This window comes from Anaeroglomus insulsum, assembly GCF_050689095.1.
GTDB lineage: Bacteria > Planctomycetota > Phycisphaerae > Sedimentisphaerales > Anaerohalosphaeraceae > Anaeroglomus > Anaeroglomus insulsum.
Map to the genome: position 1 here is coordinate 13,240 of NZ_JBOGCL010000008.1, position 19,087 is coordinate 32,326.

The 19,087-nt window shown below is 52.9% G+C and carries 15 protein-coding genes; 11 read left to right on the forward strand and 4 right to left on the reverse strand.

The annotated features are described in order from the left end of the window. The first annotated feature begins 63 nt into the window (after positions 1–63). The 6 genes from ACQ9LF_RS08285 (at position 64) to ACQ9LF_RS08310 (ending at position 5,189) form a co-directional block, all read left to right on the forward strand. Complete coding sequence (locus ACQ9LF_RS08285) at positions 64–954, forward strand: EamA family transporter (RefSeq protein ID WP_462488920.1); 891 nt, start codon at positions 64–66, stop codon at positions 952–954. 273 nt (positions 955–1,227) lie between these two features. Beyond that, positions 1,228–2,052, forward strand: a complete 825-nt coding sequence (locus ACQ9LF_RS08290) for a flagellin N-terminal helical domain-containing protein (protein ID WP_462488921.1) — start codon at positions 1,228–1,230, stop codon at positions 2,050–2,052. Between the two features lie 119 nt (positions 2,053–2,171). Then, positions 2,172–2,531: a flagellar export chaperone FliS gene (fliS, locus tag ACQ9LF_RS08295; protein WP_462488922.1), complete on the forward strand. Its 360-nt coding sequence runs from the start codon at positions 2,172–2,174 to the stop codon at positions 2,529–2,531. A 493-nt stretch (positions 2,532–3,024) separates the two neighbouring features. Next, on the forward strand, positions 3,025–3,846 hold the full coding sequence (locus tag ACQ9LF_RS08300; protein ID WP_462488923.1) for a flagellin N-terminal helical domain-containing protein: 822 nt from the start codon (positions 3,025–3,027) through the stop codon (positions 3,844–3,846). Between the two features lie 146 nt (positions 3,847–3,992). Next, the gene (gene fliS / locus ACQ9LF_RS08305) at positions 3,993–4,352 is read left to right on the forward strand and encodes a flagellar export chaperone FliS (RefSeq protein ID WP_462488924.1); all 360 of its coding nucleotides are present in this window, start codon (positions 3,993–3,995) and stop codon (positions 4,350–4,352) included. A 150-nt stretch (positions 4,353–4,502) separates the two neighbouring features. Continuing rightward, on the forward strand, positions 4,503–5,189 hold the full coding sequence (locus ACQ9LF_RS08310) for a response regulator (protein WP_462488925.1): 687 nt from the start codon (positions 4,503–4,505) through the stop codon (positions 5,187–5,189). 8 nt (positions 5,190–5,197) lie between these two features. On the opposite strand, the gene ACQ9LF_RS08315 is transcribed toward ACQ9LF_RS08310, so the two are convergent. Then, a complete protein-coding gene (locus ACQ9LF_RS08315) occupies positions 5,198–5,650 on the reverse strand; it encodes a PEGA domain-containing protein (RefSeq protein WP_462488926.1) in 453 nt (150 codons plus the stop codon). An 855-nt stretch (positions 5,651–6,505) separates the two neighbouring features. On the opposite strand from ACQ9LF_RS08315, the gene ACQ9LF_RS08320 reads away from it, so the two are divergent. The 3 genes from ACQ9LF_RS08320 to ACQ9LF_RS08330 are packed head-to-tail and all read left to right on the forward strand — an operon-like array spanning position 6,506 to position 11,893. Beyond that, positions 6,506–8,647 (forward strand): hypothetical protein, encoded by a 2,142-nt coding sequence (locus ACQ9LF_RS08320; protein ID WP_462488927.1) that lies wholly within the window; start codon positions 6,506–6,508, stop codon positions 8,645–8,647. Positions 8,648–8,702: 55 nt separating this feature from the next. Continuing rightward, complete coding sequence (locus tag ACQ9LF_RS08325) at positions 8,703–10,874, forward strand: alpha-L-rhamnosidase-related protein (protein ID WP_462488928.1); 2,172 nt, start codon at positions 8,703–8,705, stop codon at positions 10,872–10,874. A gap of 20 nt (positions 10,875–10,894) precedes the next feature. Further along, complete coding sequence (locus ACQ9LF_RS08330) at positions 10,895–11,893, forward strand: glycoside hydrolase family 43 protein (RefSeq protein ID WP_462488929.1); 999 nt, start codon at positions 10,895–10,897, stop codon at positions 11,891–11,893. Positions 11,894–11,897: 4 nt separating this feature from the next. Here ACQ9LF_RS08330 and ACQ9LF_RS08335 read toward each other — a convergent pair whose 3' ends face one another. Continuing rightward, a complete protein-coding gene (locus ACQ9LF_RS08335) occupies positions 11,898–12,527 on the reverse strand; it encodes a CDP-alcohol phosphatidyltransferase family protein (RefSeq protein ID WP_462488930.1) in 630 nt (209 codons plus the stop codon). 37 nt (positions 12,528–12,564) lie between these two features. Then, positions 12,565–14,142: a 30S ribosomal protein S12 methylthiotransferase RimO gene (rimO, locus tag ACQ9LF_RS08340; protein ID WP_462488931.1), complete on the reverse strand. Its 1,578-nt coding sequence runs from the start codon at positions 14,140–14,142 to the stop codon at positions 12,565–12,567. A gap of 133 nt (positions 14,143–14,275) precedes the next feature. On the opposite strand from rimO, the gene ACQ9LF_RS08345 reads away from it, so the two are divergent. Continuing rightward, a complete protein-coding gene (locus tag ACQ9LF_RS08345; RefSeq protein ID WP_462488932.1) occupies positions 14,276–16,273 on the forward strand; it encodes a type II secretion system protein GspD in 1,998 nt (665 codons plus the stop codon). Continuing rightward, positions 16,270–18,366 carry a type II secretion system protein GspD gene (locus tag ACQ9LF_RS08350; protein WP_462488933.1) on the forward strand — a complete coding sequence of 699 codons (2,097 nt, stop codon included), beginning with the start codon at positions 16,270–16,272 and terminating at the stop codon, positions 18,364–18,366. Before ACQ9LF_RS08345 ends, ACQ9LF_RS08350 begins: the two co-directional genes overlap by 4 nt. Here the strand turns inward: ACQ9LF_RS08350 and ACQ9LF_RS08355 are convergent. Continuing rightward, positions 18,347–19,012: an endonuclease III domain-containing protein gene (locus tag ACQ9LF_RS08355; protein WP_462488934.1), complete on the reverse strand. Its 666-nt coding sequence runs from the start codon at positions 19,010–19,012 to the stop codon at positions 18,347–18,349. The two genes, ACQ9LF_RS08350 and ACQ9LF_RS08355, sit on opposite strands and share 20 nt — an antisense overlap. Positions 19,013–19,087 lie beyond the last annotated feature (75 nt).

The following is a 19,087-nucleotide window of genomic DNA, read 5'->3' on the forward strand; positions in this document are numbered from 1 at the left end:
TAAACGGTGTCTGCGTTTTTACTGCGTCCGATCGAAATCCCAACATCCCGCGGCGGGGGTAATATGATTCTGCTTTTATCGTTTTTGAGTGCGATTCTGATGGCTGGTTTTTCCATGGGGATCAAGGTGATGTTGCGGTATCGCCTGTGTGATGCCGGCTATGTTATCTTTGGTATCAATATTGCCTCTGGTCTGCTCGCCGGGGTGGCACTATTGTTTGTTCAGGAGTTCATTCCGCCGGATGCATGGATGTCATTTGGGTTTATGACGGGATTTGTTTTTGTGGGGCACTGGTTATTCAGCAAGGCGCTTCAGGAGGGAGATGCCAGTATGGTTACCCCGCTGTTGGGTCTCAAGATTCCCATGGTGGCAGTCCTGGCGGGGATATGGCTGAAAGAGGCCTTTTCAGGCGGAATCTATGCAGCTATCGTCATGTCCAGTCTGGCGATTGTATTTTTTGGTCTGGGACGGCAGCAAAAAGCCCAGGGCGGTCACGGAAGTCATCCTGTGCTGGCAATCGGACTGGCGGTGCTGGCGGCCCTGAGTTATTCTGTAAGTGATCTATTTACCCGTAAAACGGTGGAATTGATGTCGCCGGTTACGGGGTTGTTATGGCTTCAGATGGGTATGGGAATCATCGGCATGATGGTGCTGGCCTTACCTCGCTACAGGCAGTACCAGATTCGAGGCGTCGATTATTTGCTGTTTGGTGCTGCCGGGGCCATGCTTTTGGGTGGCATTGGGTTGTATATGGCGGCAATCCGTCTGGCCGGGAATGTTACCATTCCCAATATCGTGTTGTCCTGGCGAGGATTATTTGTTTTTGTGATGGGGCTGATATGGAATGCCTTTGCGTTGATTCCGATGGAGCGTCAATCCTGGAAGATTTACCTGCTGCGGCTGGCGGGGACGGGTCTTTTGCTGGCAGGTCTGATCTTTTTGTACATTTCATAAGTCCTTATTGCCCGATAACTAAAGTCATCTCACATCGCATTTGAAGACGGTGATTTTCACGTCCGATATAAAGTCTGAGGCGGTATTACCGATAATAGCAATGGAAATGATGAGCTTTTTGGGTTTTTACTGAGACTAAAAATTACCAGACCCAAAAATGCTAAAGTTTCCAAAACATCTTCCGATAATGAGTGAAGATGGAATAAGAAGTAAAAGTTTTTATCGGAAATAGAGGCTGTCAGAAAAACCTATCATTGGTAAGGAGAATCAAACATGTTAGCCATCAAAAACAACATTATGGCTGAAAACGCCGCCCGGCAGTTAGGCAAAGCATATGATGCTTTGGGCAAGTCTGTCGAACGGCTGTCTTCCGGTCTTCGCATCAACAGCGCCAAAGATGACGCTGCGGGCCTGGCGGTTCGTGAATTGATGCGGGCCGATGTGGCCGTGATCAAACAGGGGTCACGCAATGCCCAGGATGCCATCAGTATGCTTCAGACGATGGAAGGTGCAATGGCCTCAATTGATGCGGTGCTGATTCGCATGAAAGAACTGGCTGAGCAGGCCGCAACAGGGTCCTACTCTCCGCAGCAGCGCAACATCATGAACAACGAATTCCAGCAAATGATTGCCGAAATTGACCGTATTGCAGAAACGACGCAGTTCAACAGCATTAATATGCTCAACAGCGCCACCGGTTCGCAGACGATCCATTTCGGTATTGGTTCTTATATCAATATCAGTTCGGTGGATGTTCGCTCCGTTGCCCTGGGGGTGGACAGCGCCTCGGTCTCGATTGCCGGCCCCGATGGCACGGCTGCCCAGGCTGCACTGGAGCTGATTTCTACCGCCATTGAACGCAAGGACAGCGCCCGTGCCAGCTTTGGTTATATGATGAACCGTCTGGAAAGCACCGACGAGGTGTTGAACATTCAGGCCGAAAACCTGATGTCTGCCGAATCGCGTATTTCCGACGTGGATGTGGCGACGGAAATGGCGGCGCTGACCCGTAACCAGGTCCTTGCCCAGGCCGGTATCTCGATGCTGGCCCAGGCCAACACAATGCCGCAGATGGCATTGAACCTCTTAAAAGGATAATTAGAACAAGACTTCTTACCATGATAGAGGGACGGCCGGGCGGTTCAATGGCCCGGTCGTCCTCATTGTGGAAGATCGCTGTGACTCGATATATCGTGTCAATCCTTTGGAGTAATCGTATGAATCCCGCAGCCATCTACAGGCAAAACGCCGTGACCACACAAAGCCCCCTGCAAATTGTTGTATCGCTCTATGACGGTGCACTGCGGTTTATGAAGCAGGCCCGGATGGACATTCATCGAAAGGACTACTCTGCCAGGAGGGTCTCCCTGAGTCGGGCGCAGGATATCGTCTTTGAATTAAATGCTTCCCTGAATATGCAGGCTGGAGCCGACATTGCCAAAAATCTTCGGGCCCTGTACACCTTTGTCTGGACCCGATTAAATGAAGTGAATACCAAAAATGATGCGGTTCTTCTGGAACGGCTGATCGGCATCTTTGAAGACCTGGCAGGGGCATGGAGACATATCTCCGCGTAACAGACACCAACAGCAAGAACCTCTGTGGGGAAATGCGTCCAATCTGATGCGTTTCCTTTTTTTATGCGCCAATCGAAAAAAATGAAGTGTTTCCATCTCTCGGCAGGGTTTGCGATCTCACACATACTATCTGCCCGATAAAATCCGTATCGATCATACTGGTCTGCTGAGAGCGTATTTGACACCGTTCAGATCAGACCGAGTGCAGCAAATACCGTGTTTATAACGTCTGGGCAAGCCTGTCCGGCGGATTTATACTATCCCCTAAAAAAAAGAAAAAAAATATTTTACGTCCAATCACTTCTTTCACCCGCATCAGGCAAAGCAATATCGGTCCTTGCCTGATTTCACAAAAAACCCGGTTTTTGAGGCCTTAAGAGCGGTTTTGTTTCTGCGATAATGGACTGTGTTGCGTGGGATTGAGCGCAACCCGTAAAAAAAAGAGCCTGACAGGGGCAAGTAAAAACCTTTTTCTATTAAAGGAGTCACAAACATGCTGGTAATTAAGAACAACATTATGGCGGAAAATTCCGCACGGCACCTCGGCGCGAGCTATGACAAGTTGTCCAAGTCAATCGAAAGATTGTCATCGGGCCTTCGCATCAACAGCGCCAAGGATGATGCTGCCGGGTTGGCGGTCCGTGAATTGATGCGGGCAGATATTGCCGTCATCAAGCAGGGCACACGCAACGCGATGGATGCCATCAGTATGCTTCAGACGATGGAAGGTGCGATGGCGGTTATCGACAGCGCCCTGATTCGTATGAAGGAACTGGCTGAACAGGCTGCAACGGGTTCCTATTCTGAGCAGCAGCGGCAGATTATGGACAACGAGTTCAAGCAGATGATCGCTGAAATCGATCGTATTGCTACAACCACGACCTTTAACAGCATCAATATGCTCAACAGCGCTGGTGCCTCCAATGTGATTCACTTTGGTGAAAATTCCAGCATTACGGTCCGGTCTGTGGACGTTCGTTCTACGGCCCTCGGCGTGGATAGTGCCAGTGTCTCCATCAGTGGCACCGACGGCTCCAATGCCCAGAGTGCTCTGGCCCTGGTTACCACCGCAATTGAGCGCAAGGACAGTGCCCGCGCCAGCCTCGGTTATATGATGAACCGTCTGGAAAGCACCAATGAAGTGCTCAATATTCAGGCCGAAAACATGATGGCGTCCGAATCCCGTATTTCCGACGTTGACGTGGCGACGGAAATGGCGGCCCTGACTCGAACCCAGGTGCTGGCTCAGGCCGGTGTGTCCATGCTGGCCCAGGCCAACAACATGCCCCAGATGGCTCTGAGCCTGCTGCGGTAAGCGGTTTGGTTTTAGGCAGTAATTCCAGGATGACTGCGGCAAAACCGCAGTCATCCTTTTCAATCATCGGCTCCTGTTGACCCAGTCAGCAGACGAACCCGCCGGTGATGCGAAGAATCAGCTACAGGTATCAGCGGAGTGATGCAATGAATGGATTCAATACCTATCAGGAAACAGCTATCACCACCCAGAGTCGCGGGCGACTGGTGGTCATGCTCTATGACGGCGCAATCAAATTTCTGCGTCAGGCGATTCAGGACTTGCAGCGGAATGATATGGCTGCCAAAGGCAAGCATATTGGCAAAGCGCAGGATATTTTGTTTGAACTGAATACTGTTTTGAATATGGAGCAGGGCGGTCAGATTGCTCAGAATCTCCGATCGCTTTATTGCTTTATGCATCGTCATTTGTCGGAAGCCAATCTGCAAAAGGATACGCGCAAGATCCAGGATGTGATTGGTATTCTTGAGGACCTGAATCAGGCATGGAGGACCATCGCGAATTAGTCGTGACATTGAGATTATTATTCTGTGGCCGCTGTGATGCGGCTTTTTTTATTTTTGGAGGGGGTTGGGTAAACAAATTCAATGCAAAAGCCGATAACGATTGTTAAGAGCTGTTTTACGATTTGTTAAGAACTCCCTTACGAGTGATATATGAACGCCAAAGTGTTGATCGTAGATGATCAGAAGGATTTGCTGGAATTGCTCACGATGAGCTTATCCGGCGAGGGCTATATTGTACGGACAGCGCAAAATGCGGCGGAGGCGAATGCTGCCATAAAGCTGGAAAAACCGGACATTGTATTGCTTGATATACTGTTGCCTGATGTGTCCGGCATTCGCCTGACAACACAATGGAAAAATGACGCCCAGACAGCACATATTCCGATTATTTTGCTGACGGCCAAGGATTCAGAGACGGATATTATCGTGGGGCTCAGTGTCGGGGCGGATGACTATATTACCAAACCCTTCAGCTCTAAAGTGCTGGTGGCACGGATGGAGGCGGTTTTACGCAGGGCCTATCCGGAAGGTCAGAATGTCAAACAGGTTCTTGCAGCCGGACCGATTCGCATTTTTCCCTCTGGACGACAGGCCTTTGTTGAAGGTCAGCCGGTGCAGTTGACAGGGGCGGAATTCAATATTCTCCAGGCGTTAATCCAGGCCGGCGGGGCAATTCTGTCGCGGTCTGAGTTGAGCAAATATCTGCAGGACCCGTCTGAAAACGGCAACAACGAACGAGTGGTGGATGTACACATTGCAGCACTTCGACGGAAATTAGGTAAGGCACGTAATTTTGTTAAGACCGTTCACGGCCAAGGGTACCGGGCGGCGATTTAACGCATAGCTTATTTTTTCTCGGTCTGAGCCGCACGGATTTGCTGTTTGGCGGTTTCCATTTCACCGGAAAATCGATTCTGTGCGTCCTGAGCCTGTTGGATGAGCAGGTCGGCACTGGCGGGCTGGTAGGGGGCTAAATCATACGTCCAGGTATATGAATCCACAATCCGTCCCGGCCAGAGACATTCGGCAAAAAAATCGAATGGAAAGACATCATGCAAGGGGCGTTTCATCGTATTGTGGGTGTTGATGATTTCATATCCCGGTTTTTCAATACGGACGCGATACTCCCCATACCAGTTAAAATTGACCGTGACCGGTGTTGAGCCGACTTCCTCGTCATTAAGCCATACGACCGCATCCGCCGGGTTGGTTACGATGGTCAATTTCCGTTCAACACAACCGCTTGCCAGCATGATGCCAACGCATAGTATCGCACTGATTATCCATAAAGACCGCATAGGGATATTGTCCTTTCCAGTTGGAATCCATGGACAGAGCATACCACGCATGGGCCTGAAAATCAACACTATGAAATACCGGAAATGAGGGTTATGGGATGAGGTTGAGTATTCAGGAACATTCTCCGAAAGATCCTGTTTCTCCTTGAAGTGTCCCGTTTTGTTGCGGCTAAGTACAGGAATTTCAACCACTTGCTGCCTTTGCTCGCGGAATAATCATACCCGCCGGGTATAACGACAAAACGCCGAGTCTGAGATGCGGTTTGAAGTCCCAGGCTCGGCTTGGAGGAGAAAAAGCATACATCCGACGAACCGTCGGCCATGTTTAGTGTCGGGCCTGTGTCCGAAGGACGCATCAGCCCGACTGGAGGAGGAGGAAAGAGCTTACTTGCTGGCCCTGCAATAGGGCCGACATAATCATTTTTAAAGAACTTCGGGGATGATACACCATTGCGGGCTGGTCCAAAATATACGGCTATACCCTTGTTGTGGCTTCTGCCTTGATCCGAACCTACAGATGATACGTTCATTGAAACACAATATACCTTTTTGTGGGCTGACAATCTAATTATTTTTTGAATTTTGCTTCGCATCCGTTTCAGGTTTTACTTTACTGCGTTTGGGGAAACGATAACCTGTTTCCAATGCTGGATTTACGAAAGTATCTGGCGGTGTCAGTCAAGCCTAAAATGAAGTGGTTATGTCAAAAAAACGGGTTACATCGGACAGCTCTTTTCACCCCATACAATCAATAGCTGCAGTGTTTTGAATGGCATCATCAAAAAAAGTCCAAATTTTTAGGCCTATAAAGACCCTTTTTAAGATATTATCTATGAGACATTTAAGGAGAAATTGATGGGATGGGATAGCATGGTGTATCGAAAGCCAGGATCGACAGGGATGATTGTCCTGTTGGCGATGCTGTCTATTACAGCGGCAGCAGGAACGATTGACCGCAAAGCACTCGTTACGCGGCATAATGTTGTGCTGGAGAAAGTCGATGCCCTGAGTCCTTTGTCTGTGGGCAATGGCCGATTTGTTTTTAATGCTGATATCACGGGATTGCAGACATTTCCGGATGCCTACAGCAAAGGCATTCCGCTGACGACGATGGCCGAATGGGGCTGGCATAGCTTTCCAAATACGGAACAATATACCCTTGAGCAGACGTTTGTCGATGTTCCGACGGGTACAAGAACAGTGCCCTACAATATTGAATCGAAATCGCCCGCAGCTCAATGGCTCCGGGCCAATCCGCATCAGACCAGCCTGGCACGGATTGGGTTTGTTTTGAAAAAAGCAGATGGGTCTGCGGCTGCGGTATCGGATATCACCAATATCCATCAGGAATTAAACCTATGGACGGGGGTTTTGACCAGTTCTTTTGTGGTGGAAGGCAAAAAAGTCCTTGTTAAGACCGTATGTCATCCGGATATAGATAATGTGGCGTTTAAGGTTCAATCCGACCTCATTGCCGAAGGGCGGCTGGGGGTGGAGATTGCATTTGCCTATCCTTCGGCGACCTGGGGCAATGATCCGGCCGACTGGGGACAGCCTGACAAGCATAAGACCACGCTGGAAAAAAAGGCCGGCGATTCGATTCTGATAAAGCACGATCTGGACACGCTGATCTATTCGTGTTATGTGATGTTTGACCAGGGGACGGAGGTGACTCAGCGGCAGCCGCATCATTTTACCCTGACTCCCAACACCCAGGATTCTGTCTGGAATTGCAGTGTGGTGTTTTCACAGGCGGATAAAGTGAAGACTCCGCCGCCTTTTGGTGCCGTGGCTAAGGCGAGTGAATCACACTGGACGCGTTTTTGGACTTCCGGCGGGGCGATAGATTTGTCGGGCAGCAGTGATCCCCGATGGAAGGAGCTGGAGCGGCGGATTGTTTTGTCGCAATATCTGACGGCGATTCAGTCGGTCCAGAAGTATCCACCGCAAGAGACAGGGCTGACCTGTACGAGCTGGTTCGGCAAATTTCACCTGGAAATGCACTGGTGGCATACGGTGCATTTTGCCCTGTGGGATCGGATTGAATTGTTTACACCGAGCCTGCAGTATTATCGTGATATCCTGCCCAGGGCCCGTGAGATTGCCCGGCGACAGGGGTACGATGGGGCCCGGTGGCCGAAGATGGTCGGGCCGGACGGGCAAGATGCTCCGTCGGGTATCGGGCCGCTGTTAATCTGGCAGCAGCCGCATCCGATTTATTATGCGGAGTTGTGCTATCGGGCCGATCCTTCCCTAAAAACGCTCCAGCAGTACCAGGATATTGTCTTTGAGACGGCGGCGTTTATGGCGTCGTATCCGACGATGAATGCCCAGACACAATGGTTTGAACTGGGGCCGCCGCTGATTACGGCTCGGGAATATAATACGTCGGATTATGCACAAAATAAGAATCCAACGTTTGAATTGGCGTACTGGAAATGGGGGCTTGACAAAGCCATGGAATGGCGCAATCGGCTTGGCGGTGGTAGTGGACAGCCGCAATTGTGGCAGAACATTGCGGCCAATCTGGCGCCCTGGCCGGTGCATGAGGGCGTGTATGTGGAACAGGAGTTTCCGCTGGCTTCGGATGGGGGGCATCCGTGTATGCTGGGGGCCTATGGGATTCTGCCGGAAAGCCCGCGGCTGGATCGGGCGATTATGGAAAAAACCCTTGAGCATGTGCTGAGTCATTGGGACTGGAGCGATACCTGGGGCTGGGATTACCCGATGATGGCGATGACGGCGGCCCGACTGGGCCGGGGTGATCTGGCGATTCAGTCTTTGCTGCTGGATGTCCAGAAAAATACGTATCTGCCCAACGGCCATAATTTCCAGCGTGAGGGGCTGCCCTGTTATCTGCCCGGCAACGGCGGTCTGCTGACGGCGGCGGCGATGATGGCCGCGGGGTGGGATAACGGCCCGACGAAAAACGCTCCCGGTTTTCCGGATGATGGAACATGGGTGGTACGATGGGAAAATCTCAAGAAAATGCCATAGTCTGGCGGAATGAGATCAAGTTGATATTATGTAAGCATTGCTAACAGGAGTACTCATGCTGAAATGTATTGCTTTATTGTTCGTATTCACTTTATCGGCGTGTGCCGCAACCGCCCCGACGGGTCTGATGTGTGAGATGCTGGATAACCCGTCGGCCACGACGATTGCGGATGCATCGCCGGAGTTCAGTTGGGTGGTCAATTCCGAGCTGTCCGATGATATCCAGACGGCCTATCAGATCCTGGTGGCGTCGTCGCTGGACAAACTGACGCCCGAACAGGCGGATATGTGGAACAGCGGCAAGGTGTCCTCCGACGCATCGATTCAGGTGGTGTATGGCGGCACGGCTCTGGCAACCGGCAAAAGCTACTTCTGGAAGGTTCGGACCTGGAATAAACAGGATCAGCCGTCGGACTGGTCGGCGGCTCAGGAGTTTAAGACCGCATCGGCCTTTTCGAGCTATTCGACGGCTAAATATGCCCTCGTTCGCACCGAGGTGGCTCCCGTACAGGTCAAAACCCTGGCCAACGGACATTATTTCATTGATTTCGGCAAGGATGCCTTCGGGTATCTGCGATGGACGATGCCCAAAGAAAAGACCGTGCTGGCCCGCATCGGCGCCGGCGGTTCGGCTGCGGTTGAGCTGACGGCCGAAAATACGACGCCTTCGGGCCAGACCGTTGAAGTTCATTTCGGTGAAAAACTCAAGGATGGCGTTATCGACCGCAATCCCGGCGGGACGATTCGATATTATCAGGTGGATCAGACCCTGACGGCGGGTACCGCTGAATATGAGATTCATCCGCCCAAAGACAACCGTAACACCAGCGGTGCCGCGATTCTCATTCCGGCTGACATCGGCGTCATTTGCCCGTTCCGTTATATCGAGATTGTCAATTGTCCGTTTACAGTCACTGCCGACCAGCTCCGGCAAGTGGCGATTCATTATCCGTGGAATGATGCTGCCAGTGCGTTTGTCAGCGATAATGAGGCCCTCAATCAGGTCTGGGAGATTTGCAAATACAGCATCAAAGCCACCAGTTTTGCAGGGGTGTATGTCGATGGCGACCGCGAGCGGATTCCCTATGAGGCGGATGCCTACATCAACCAGTTGTGCCATTATGCCGCGGACCGCGAATTCAGCCTGGCCCGCTATTCGCATGAATATCTGCTGAGCCATCCGACCTGGCCGACGGAATGGCGGCAGCATTCCATTATGATGGCCTGGGCGGATTATATGTACACCGGCAACACCGAGTCGCTGGCGGCCCAATATGATGTGCTGAAAAATGACAAGCTGATGCTCGGTTCGGCCCGGGCCGACGGCCTGCTGGACCCAAGTACAACGGATATTGTCGATTGGCCCGCTGGTGAGCGGGATGGCTACGAGATGAAATCCATCAATACGGTGGTCAATGCATTTCATTATTTAAACCTGCTGCAGATGAAACAGATTGCCGAGGTCCTGGGCAAGACTGCTGATGCGGCGACCTTTCAGCAGAAGGCCCAGACGGTTTATCAAGCGTTCCAGACGGTCTTGTTTAATCCTTCGACGGGGCTGTATATCGACGGGGAAGGGTCGACGCATTCCTCGCTTCATGCCAATATGTGGCCGCTGGTGTTCGGACTGGTGCCGGAGGATAAAAAGGCCGGGGTTGTGGCGTTTGTCAAATCCCGCGGGATGGCGTGCAGTGTGTATGGGGCGCAGTATCTGATGGAAGCCCTGTATCTGGCCGGCGAGGAGGATTATGCCCTGAGCCTGATGACCTCGACAGCCAAGCGAAGCTGGATGAATATGATTGCCGTCGGCTCGACGATCACGCTGGAGGCCTGGGATATCCAGTATAAAAGCAATCTCGACTGGAACCATGCGTGGGGGGCGGTGCCGGGCAATATCATTCCGCGGTTTGTGATGGGGATTGAGCCGATGGAGCCCGGATTCCGCAAGGTGCGGATACAGCCCCGGCCGGGCACGCTGGGCCATGCCGACATAACCACGCCCACGATTCGCGGGGCGGTCAAGGTTGCGTTCACCAGGTCCGGCCAGAACGACTACCGTTTTACCATCGCATTGCCTGCCAATACCACCGGACGCTTTGTCCTGCCGGCCAAAAAAATGTATACGACGGTGATGCTGGACGGTGCCCCTGTCACCCCGCAGACCCAGGGAACCATGCAGTATATCGATCCTGTCGGATCGGGCGTCCATACGATTCTATGTCAATAATCCAAGGAAAGGAAACCAGGATGAGACTGCCGCTTATTGGACTGGGTTTTGTCAGTGTCTTTATGATGAGCGTTCCGGTGTGGGGACAGGGGCGTGCACCGCAAGATTCCAATGATATCCTGCCGCTGTCGGAAATCTATATGCGGGATGTGTGCATTCTGCCGGATGCTGCGACACGAACGTATTATATGGTCGGCCCCGGGCGCAACAGTGTGCGGGTCTATACCAGCAGGGATTTAAAAACCTGGCAAGGCCCGACGACGGTGTTCAGGACCCCGGAAGACATCTGGGGCGATATCCGTGTCGTGAGTATCTGGGCTCCGGAGATGCACAGGTATAAAGACAAGTATTATTTGTTTCTGACCTTTGATACGCGTAATCCATTCCCCGAACAGTGGCGTGACTGGCTGCCGCGGGTAACACGCGGGTCGCAGGTGCTGGTGTCGGAGTCCCCGATGGGACCGTTCAAGCCCTTTCAGAACCGTTCGACTTTGCCGCCGGATATGATGACGCTGGACGGGACGCTGTGGGTGGAAGACGGGGTGCCCTATATGGTGTTCTGTCACGAGTGGGTTCAGATCAAGGATGGGACGGTTGAATATATTCAGCTTAAAGAGGACCTGTCCGAAACCGTCGGAGAACCCAGGCGGCTGTTTCACGGCAGCGATGCCAAATGGAGCAAAAAGTCGGATCAGTATGGCTGTCATGTGACGGACGGGCCGTATCTTTATGCCAGCAAATCCGGCAAGCTCTTTATGATCTGGACCAGCGGCGGATATAAGGGCTATACGCTGGGCATTGCGATTTCAGATTCCGGGAAGCTGGCAGGCCCCTGGAGGCAGCAGGATGAACCCCTCTATGAAAAGGACGGTGGTCACGGGATGCTGTTTACCACCTTTGAGGGCAAACTGATGATGGTGCTGCACGCGCCGAATAATCCCCAGGCTCAGCCGCATATTTTTGAGATGGAAGATACCGGACAAACGCTGAAGATTGTCAGTGAACTGACTGGCAAGTAAGGTCTTATTTGATGGGTCGTTTAAGGGCGTCAATGCCGGAAATGACTGTGATGGCGGCCATCAGCCCGAAGGTGATCAGGGTGAACCAGTCGCCCCAGGGACGGGAGACATAGGCCCAGCCGATCAGGACCGTGCCGATGCCGAAGGACTGAAGGAACATCTTGATTTTACCCCAGACGACGGCGCCGAAATTGATTCCTCGTGATTCGGCGATATGCCGCAGGGTCTGTACGACAACCTCACGCAGCAGCAGGATGGCCGCGATAGTCCAGCGGATCAAATCTCCAGCCCATTCGGGAAAATGCAAATGAGTCAGTCGGGGCTGTCCGACGATGGCAAAACAGATAAACGCTCCGCATACCAGCACCTTATCAGCCAGCGGGTCTATGGTCCGGCCAAATTTGCTGGTGGCATTGAAACGGCGGGCAATGTGGCCATCCACAATATCGGTCAGACCCGCGATAACAAACAGAATAAAGGCTCCCAGGAGCCAATTGGCGGGTTTTTCCTGCCCGGTGCGTGGCGCATACAAAATCAGGCCGAGGATGACGGCCGTCATGCCCAGACGGGCAATGGTCAGGAGGTTGGGTACATGCCGAATAAAACCAGGTTGTCTTGTCGAATTTTCGCTCATAGCCGGTAAAGCAGTATAGTGACTTTGGGTTGGTAATTCAATGCTCCTTTTGTTTTTTTATTCGACGAACCACCAGGTCATAGTCTTGCTGCCCGATGACTTCGGCTTCGATGAATGAGCCCGGAGGGACGGAGCTGTTTTCGATGATGCAGATGCTGTCAATGTGGGGAGCCTGCCCGTAGAACCGTCCATGGACTGCGGATTTGGCTTTTTCATCGGCCAGCACGGTCAGGCGGCTTCCAATCCGCTGATGCGCGTGGGCAAAGGCAATCGCCTGCTGGACCTGCATAATCCGGTCGGCACGCTGCCGACGCACTTCTTCGGGCAGTTGCCCCGACAGATGGGCAGCGGGCGTTCCTGCCTCCGGATAAAAGGGAAAACAGCCCAGCGCGTCAAATTGAGCCCACTTGACAAAATCCAGCAATTCATCAAATTGGGCTTGTGTTTCACCCGGAAAGCCCGCAATGACCGTGGTTCGCAGGACAATATCGGGAATAGCGCTGCGAAGCTGTTCGATCAGCTTGGTGGTGCTTTGTCGGGTGTGGGCCCGATGCATGGATTTCAAAATTCCGTCATTGATGTGCTGAATTGGCATATCGACATAATGGACGATTTTGGAACTGCTGGCGATGGTTTCAATCAGTGCCGTATCGATGCCGGCTGGATATAAATACATCAGCCGAATCCATTTCAGCGAAGGGATTTTTTCCAGCTCCCGGAGGAGCCGGACCAGGCCGTCGTTTAACCCTATATCTCGTCCGTAATAATTGCTGTCCTGGGCAATCAGGCTCAGTTCCACCGCACCGTTATCGGCCAGAATACGAGCCTCATCGAGAATGATATCCAACGGTTTGGAATGAAATTTGCCGCGAATGGCCGGGATGGTGCAGAAAGAGCATCGTCGATTGCACCCCTCGCTGATTCGCAGATAGGCCCAGTGTTGGGGGGTAATACGCAGGCGAGTACGGTCATCGGGAGCACTGGAAGCGGTGGGGCCCAGGTAAAGATGTGTAGCCGGGGCGTGGTCTTCGGATTCGAGATTACGCAGGACCTGCTCGATACTGTCCCGTCCGGCCAGACCGACGATGGCATCGATGTCTTCGACTTCGTCGAGGAGGTCTTCACCGAGCCGCTGCGACAGACAGCCGGCCACGATGACTTTGCCGATCCGGCCTTTCTTTTTAAGGCGGATGGCCTTGCGAATGGCACCGAGGGCCTCTTCCCGGGCGGGGGCAATAAATCCGCAGGTATTAATGATTACAATATCCGCATTGTCCGGATTTGGTGTGAGGATGTATCCGGCCATACCAATCCGAGCCAGCATAGCCTCGGCATCAACCATGTTTTTGGGGCATCCGAGAGCCACAAAACCAACAGTTTTAGATATTTCCTCTCGTTTATGTTTTTTTGGTTTTGCCATAAGATGAATAAGGTACCATATTTGATGAGTAACGTCTATAGTGATTCTGAATATAGGATACAAGAGGTGGATGAGCGGGATATTTTTAAATTTGTTGAAACTTTTCTCGCTTGTCGAGTCGTCTATATGGCCAAATACACAAGGATGGGACGATTTATTTAAGGATAAAGCAATCCAGTGTGGAGAGAATACCATCGTTGTGCCGATTCCTTAAAACAATTGAAACCAACTTTTCCTATCCGAACCACAGAGGTATATGAGCAATCGTTTGCTAAAATGGATAAAAAGGTCAATCTCGTTCCTGCCGGAATCCAGACGGATTGGGCTGATGAGCGTATCGATTGCGCTGATGGCGGCCGGATGCGGGGAGATGTTTAATAAAAAACCAACCGAAATTGAATCGCGTGCAATTCTGAACGAGTTGGGTCGGGTTCGTGAAAATCCCAATGTGGTCAATGAGCTTCCGGATGTCTATAGTGCTCCGTCACGTCGGATGGCGGTTGCCGATGGGGTGAAGGTGTTTTATTTTGCCAAGAATACTCCTGTGGCAACTTTGGCGGAGAATGTCAAGGAACTGGGTTTTGTTGTCAGTCAGAATCCGGCGACCAATCAGTTGATTCTGCATTGTCCCGATGACGAGCAGGCCGACCGGGTCCTGGAGTATCTGCAACGCGTGGATGTGCTGCCGATTCAGGTCAATATCGATTGTATGATTCTGGAACGGTTTGGTGATGTGACCAAGGACTGGGCCTCGACTTTGTGGGTCGAGAATCTGTTTGGCGAAGGGATTACCCTGGGCGAGAAAACCAGAGGGACCAGTCCCGCTTTTCCAGGAGCTGAACTCCGGGAGGCAAAACGAGGCGATTTTGGTTTGGACTTTGGTTACTGGATTAATAAGGGAGAGAGCGGACACCGGGTCCGGCTGATTGTGGATGCCCTGGTCTCTCGTGGGTATATGAAAATCCTGATGAATCCGACGCTTGAATCGGTCAATGGAAAAGCGGCTAAAGTTGAAATTCGCGATCAAGCCCCGATTACCAAGGCCGTTACCGGGAAAGACAAGGTTCCCTATTATCTGACTGATTATCAGTGGGTTGCGGATAGTTTAACGGTGACTCCGTTTGTTTATGCCGATGGGGTTATTGGGCTTAAAACGGCTATTGTAATCGGGTCCAAATCCAAACCCGAGGGGGTGGTTCAAAATGCGATTATCACGGAGCGTTCTATTAATATCGAAGAAAACCGGATTGAACCGGGTAAAAGCCTGATTATCGGCGGTATGCGCAAAAGCGAAAACCGGTCTGTGGTGCGGGGTGTGCCGTTTCTCAAGGACCTTCCGCTCATTGGTATCTTGTTTTCCAGCAAGGATTTTGAAGAAAACGCGACAGAGATTATCTTTATCCTGACTCCATCCATTACCTCCGGCGGTATGGACTATTCCCAGATGGCTGCTTCAATCCGTGAAAAACAGCGTATGATTGAGCCGGAAGACAGCCTGACCAGCGTTCTGTCTGACCCGCTTGGGACGGATACCTATGCCCGTTATGTCTCACAGGAGGCTCATAAGGCCGAAGCCGAACGCATCCAGGCGGAGCGGCGGACCCTGGAGGCTCAGCGTGAGGCTCAGGCCCAGCGTCAGCGTGCCGAACAGGCAGTGCGCGACGCTGAAACGCTCAAGTCGCAGGCCCAGCAGGCCCTCCAGCAGGCCGAGCAGGCCAAGCAGCAGATTGAAAACGCCAAAAGCATGGCGGCTCAGGCTGCCGAACAGACCGAAGCCGAGCGGCAGCGCATTCAGCAGCTCCAGCAGGATATGGAAAAGCTCCAGCAGGAAGCTCAGAAGACGTTAGAAGAAGCCCAGAAAGCCTCCGAACAGGCCAAAGAGGCCGAACAAAAGGCCGCCCAATTGGAACAAAAAGCCAAACAGGCTCAGGAACAGCAGGAACAGGCATTACGCCAGATTGAAAAGATTCAGCAGGGCGAAATTCAGCTGCCGGTTCCTGAACAAAGTACTCCAAAGCCTCAGCCGGAACAGCCTTCCGTCTCCACCCCCGTTGACAATCCGGCAGCATCCGCAGCTGAGGAACCGCAACCGGCTGAGCCCCAAACGCCGGCTCCTGTACAGCCTGTGCCGCAGCCGGAAACGCCGGCGTCTTCAGACGCGGCGCCGGAGCCTGGGCAGCCATTGCCTCCGGCTCAGGCCGACACTCCAGCGGCACCAGCTCAGCCTGAACAACCGGCTCCGACTCAACCTACTCCGGCCCCTGCACCTCAGCAGCCGGCTTCGGATAATCATTCGCAGTCAACCTCTGGTACCTCGGCACAATGAAATACAAGACCGCATCATCTCTGGAATCGAATCGCGGCAGGACGACAGCGTTCCTGACCGTCCTGCTGTCTGCTGTCTGCGGGATGGTCCTGAGCGGCTGTGGTGATTTCTTCAACACCAAACCGACGGAACTTGAATCGCGTGTGGTGCTGGACGAACTCAGTCAGGTACGCGAAAGCCAGCATATCGCCAATCCGCTGCCGGAAGTGTATCGTCAGCCGCCGTCTCGTGTGTCGATTGCCGACGGGGTCAAGCTGTTTTATTTCGCCCGGCATTTGCCCGTCAAGCAGCTGGCTGATCTGACAACCCAGCAGCTCAAGTTAAAGATTGCCCAGAATCCGGCCACCAACCAGCTTGTTGTGTATTGTGCCGATGATGCTCAGGCGGATATGGCCGAACAGTATCTGGAGATGATTGATGTGCCGCCGGTTCAGGTCAATATTGACTGCCTGATTCTGGAGCGGTTTGGTGATGTGACCATGGACTGGGCCACGACTCTGTTTGTCCAGAATTTCCTGGGTGAAGAAATCACCCTCGGCGAGAAAATGGGCGGAAAAACGCCGGCATTTCCGGGCGCAGAGCTTCGCGAAACCAAACGCAAGGAGTTTGGTCTGGATGTCGGCTACTGGCTCAACCGCAACAAAGATGGTCATAAAGTGCGTACGGTGGTGGATTTGCTCGTTTCACGCGGCTACCTCAAAGTACTGCTCAACCCCCAGCTTGAAACTATCAATGGTCAGAAGGCGACAGTCACCATCAGGGACTTTGCACCGATTGAGAAAATGCAAACAGCCACAGGCGGATACAATGATGTGTATAATATTACCGAGTATGTGTGGGTTGAGAATACGCTGACCGTGACGCCGCATGTGTTTGCTGACGGTTCTATCGGGCTGACCACCAGCATCAAAGTCGGCTCCCGTTCCAAGCCCGAGGGGGTGGTGCAAAACCCGATTATTACCGAACGTTCCATCAATGTGGAAGAAAATCGCATTGAACGCGGCAAGAGCCTGATTATCGGCGGCATGCGGAAAAGTGAAAAACGCGATGTCATCCGCGGGGCACCGTTCTTCAAGGATTTACCCATCATCGGCGTGCTGTTTTCGAGTCGTGATTTCGAAGAAAAAGGCACTGAAATCATATTCATCTTGACTCCCAGTATCTCCAGCGGTTCGCGCGACCATAAGGAAGTGGTCGGTGAAATCCGTACCCGCTACGCCGATCCTGATATCAAGACCGGTATCAGGGAAACCCTCAAGGATCCGCTGGGCAGTACGACTTATGCCAGCATCGTGGAAAAGGAAGCGGTGCAGGCGGAAATGGATCGAGTCAATTCGGAATTGCTCCGTCAGCAGGCCGAAAATAGAGCCGCCGCCGAAAAACAGCTTGCCGACGGGGCCAGTAAGGAAGCTGCACGTCTGCGGCTGGAAGCCCAGAAGCTCCAGGCACAGGCGGAAAAAGAGATGGCCGAAGCCCAGAAAATGACCCAGCAGGCTCAGGCGGCCCAGACGGCTAAAGAGACCGAAAAGGCCAAAGCTGCTGAGCTGGAAGCGCTGCGTCAGAAAGCCCTGCTTGAGGCTCAGAATGCCCGAGCTGCCGCCGAAGCCGCTCAGAATGCCGCCCTGGCTGCCGCTGAGAAGGCGGCTGCTCAGGAGGCTCGTGCCAACAAAGCGATTGAGGAGGCTTTGAAGGCTCAGGCTGCTGCACGGCAGGCTGCCGAACAAGCCGCTGAAAAAGCCCGCAAAGCGGAAGCCGAACGCCGTGCCCGACTGGAAGCCGAACAGAAAGCCCGTGAAGAAGCCGCTAAAAAGGCAGCCGAAGAGGCTGAAAAGGCTCGCAAAGAAGCGGAATTAAAGGCCCAGCAGGAAGCTCAGGCCGCCGCTGCAGCACAGGCTCAGCAACCAACTTCTGCGCAACCGGCACCGCAACCTGCAGCACCTCAACCTCAGCCTGCTGCACCCGCTGCCTCCCAACAGCAGCCTGCCGCCACGCAACCTACACCTGCTCCAATTCCTGCTCCGGCTCCCGTTACTCCGCAAACGCCTCCGGCTCCGCCGGCGGTGCCGGCAGACCCTAATACGCCTGCCAGTTAATCGTATGCGGCATATCCTCCAGCGGACAGCCTGCACATTGCGGTTTTGGTTTGCAATGCTCCTTGCCCAGCCGTACCAGCAGGGCGTGATATTCATTGTATAGCCGGACATCCCGCGGCAGGGTGGACTCAAACAGCATTCTGACGTCCTCATATCCGGCCTGAGGTTCCAGCAGCCCGTGGCGTCCCAGAATCCGCCCCGTATAGGCATCCACCACAAATACCGGCTTATTGAAGGCATACAGCGCAATCGAATCCGCCGTTTCCGGCCCGATGCCCTTGATCGACAGCAGTTCCTCCCGCAGCCGATCCGCCGGCAGGGCCCCAAGCCGATCTAAATCCCCCTCGAATCGCTCAAACAGACGGTCCAGAAAATGTTTGAGCCGTCCGGCCTTGATATTAAAATACCCCGCCGGGCGTATCAGTTCCGCCAGTGCCCCCGCGTCCAGCGCGTGCAGCCGGGCCGGGGTTAAGACGTCTGCCTTCTTCAAATTTCCTATGGCCTTTTCGACATTGGTCCAGTTGGTATTCTGGGTCAGAATCGCCCCCACGATAATCTCAAACGGTGTCTCGCCGGGCCACCAGTGCTGGGGGCCAAATCGTTCAAACAGCCGGTCATAGATGGCCTGTATCTGTTGTCTGCTCATGGTATCGTGATTATATGAAATTTACATTCTTGTTGCGACACAATAGCAGCTCAAGCCTCCGTGCTTGAGGTGAAA

Excerpts from the sequence above, each read along its gene's own strand:
- fliS (WP_462488922.1), top strand. The coding sequence starts at position 2,172 with ATGAATCCCGCAGCCATCTACAGGCAAAACGCCGTGACCACACAAAGC.
- ACQ9LF_RS08285 (WP_462488920.1), top strand. The coding sequence starts at position 64 with ATGATTCTGCTTTTATCGTTTTTGAGTGCGATTCTGATGGCTGGTTTT.
- ACQ9LF_RS08310 (WP_462488925.1), top strand. The coding sequence starts at position 4,503 with ATGAACGCCAAAGTGTTGATCGTAGATGATCAGAAGGATTTGCTGGAA.
- ACQ9LF_RS08320 (WP_462488927.1), top strand. The coding sequence starts at position 6,506 with ATGGGATGGGATAGCATGGTGTATCGAAAGCCAGGATCGACAGGGATG.
- ACQ9LF_RS08300 (WP_462488923.1), top strand. The coding sequence starts at position 3,025 with ATGCTGGTAATTAAGAACAACATTATGGCGGAAAATTCCGCACGGCAC.
- ACQ9LF_RS08335 (WP_462488930.1), bottom strand. The coding sequence starts at position 12,527 with ATGAGCGAAAATTCGACAAGACAACCTGGTTTTATTCGGCATGTACCC.
- ACQ9LF_RS08345 (WP_462488932.1), top strand. The coding sequence starts at position 14,276 with ATGAGCGTATCGATTGCGCTGATGGCGGCCGGATGCGGGGAGATGTTT.
- ACQ9LF_RS08290 (WP_462488921.1), top strand. The coding sequence starts at position 1,228 with ATGTTAGCCATCAAAAACAACATTATGGCTGAAAACGCCGCCCGGCAG.
- ACQ9LF_RS08350 (WP_462488933.1), top strand. The coding sequence starts at position 16,270 with ATGAAATACAAGACCGCATCATCTCTGGAATCGAATCGCGGCAGGACG.
- rimO (WP_462488931.1), bottom strand. The coding sequence starts at position 14,142 with ATGGTATTCTCTCCACACTGGATTGCTTTATCCTTAAATAAATCGTCC.
- fliS (WP_462488924.1), top strand. The coding sequence starts at position 3,993 with ATGAATGGATTCAATACCTATCAGGAAACAGCTATCACCACCCAGAGT.
- ACQ9LF_RS08355 (WP_462488934.1), bottom strand. The coding sequence starts at position 19,012 with ATGAGCAGACAACAGATACAGGCCATCTATGACCGGCTGTTTGAACGA.
- ACQ9LF_RS08315 (WP_462488926.1), bottom strand. The coding sequence starts at position 5,650 with ATGCGGTCTTTATGGATAATCAGTGCGATACTATGCGTTGGCATCATG.
- ACQ9LF_RS08325 (WP_462488928.1), top strand. The coding sequence starts at position 8,703 with ATGCTGAAATGTATTGCTTTATTGTTCGTATTCACTTTATCGGCGTGT.
- ACQ9LF_RS08330 (WP_462488929.1), top strand. The coding sequence starts at position 10,895 with ATGAGACTGCCGCTTATTGGACTGGGTTTTGTCAGTGTCTTTATGATG.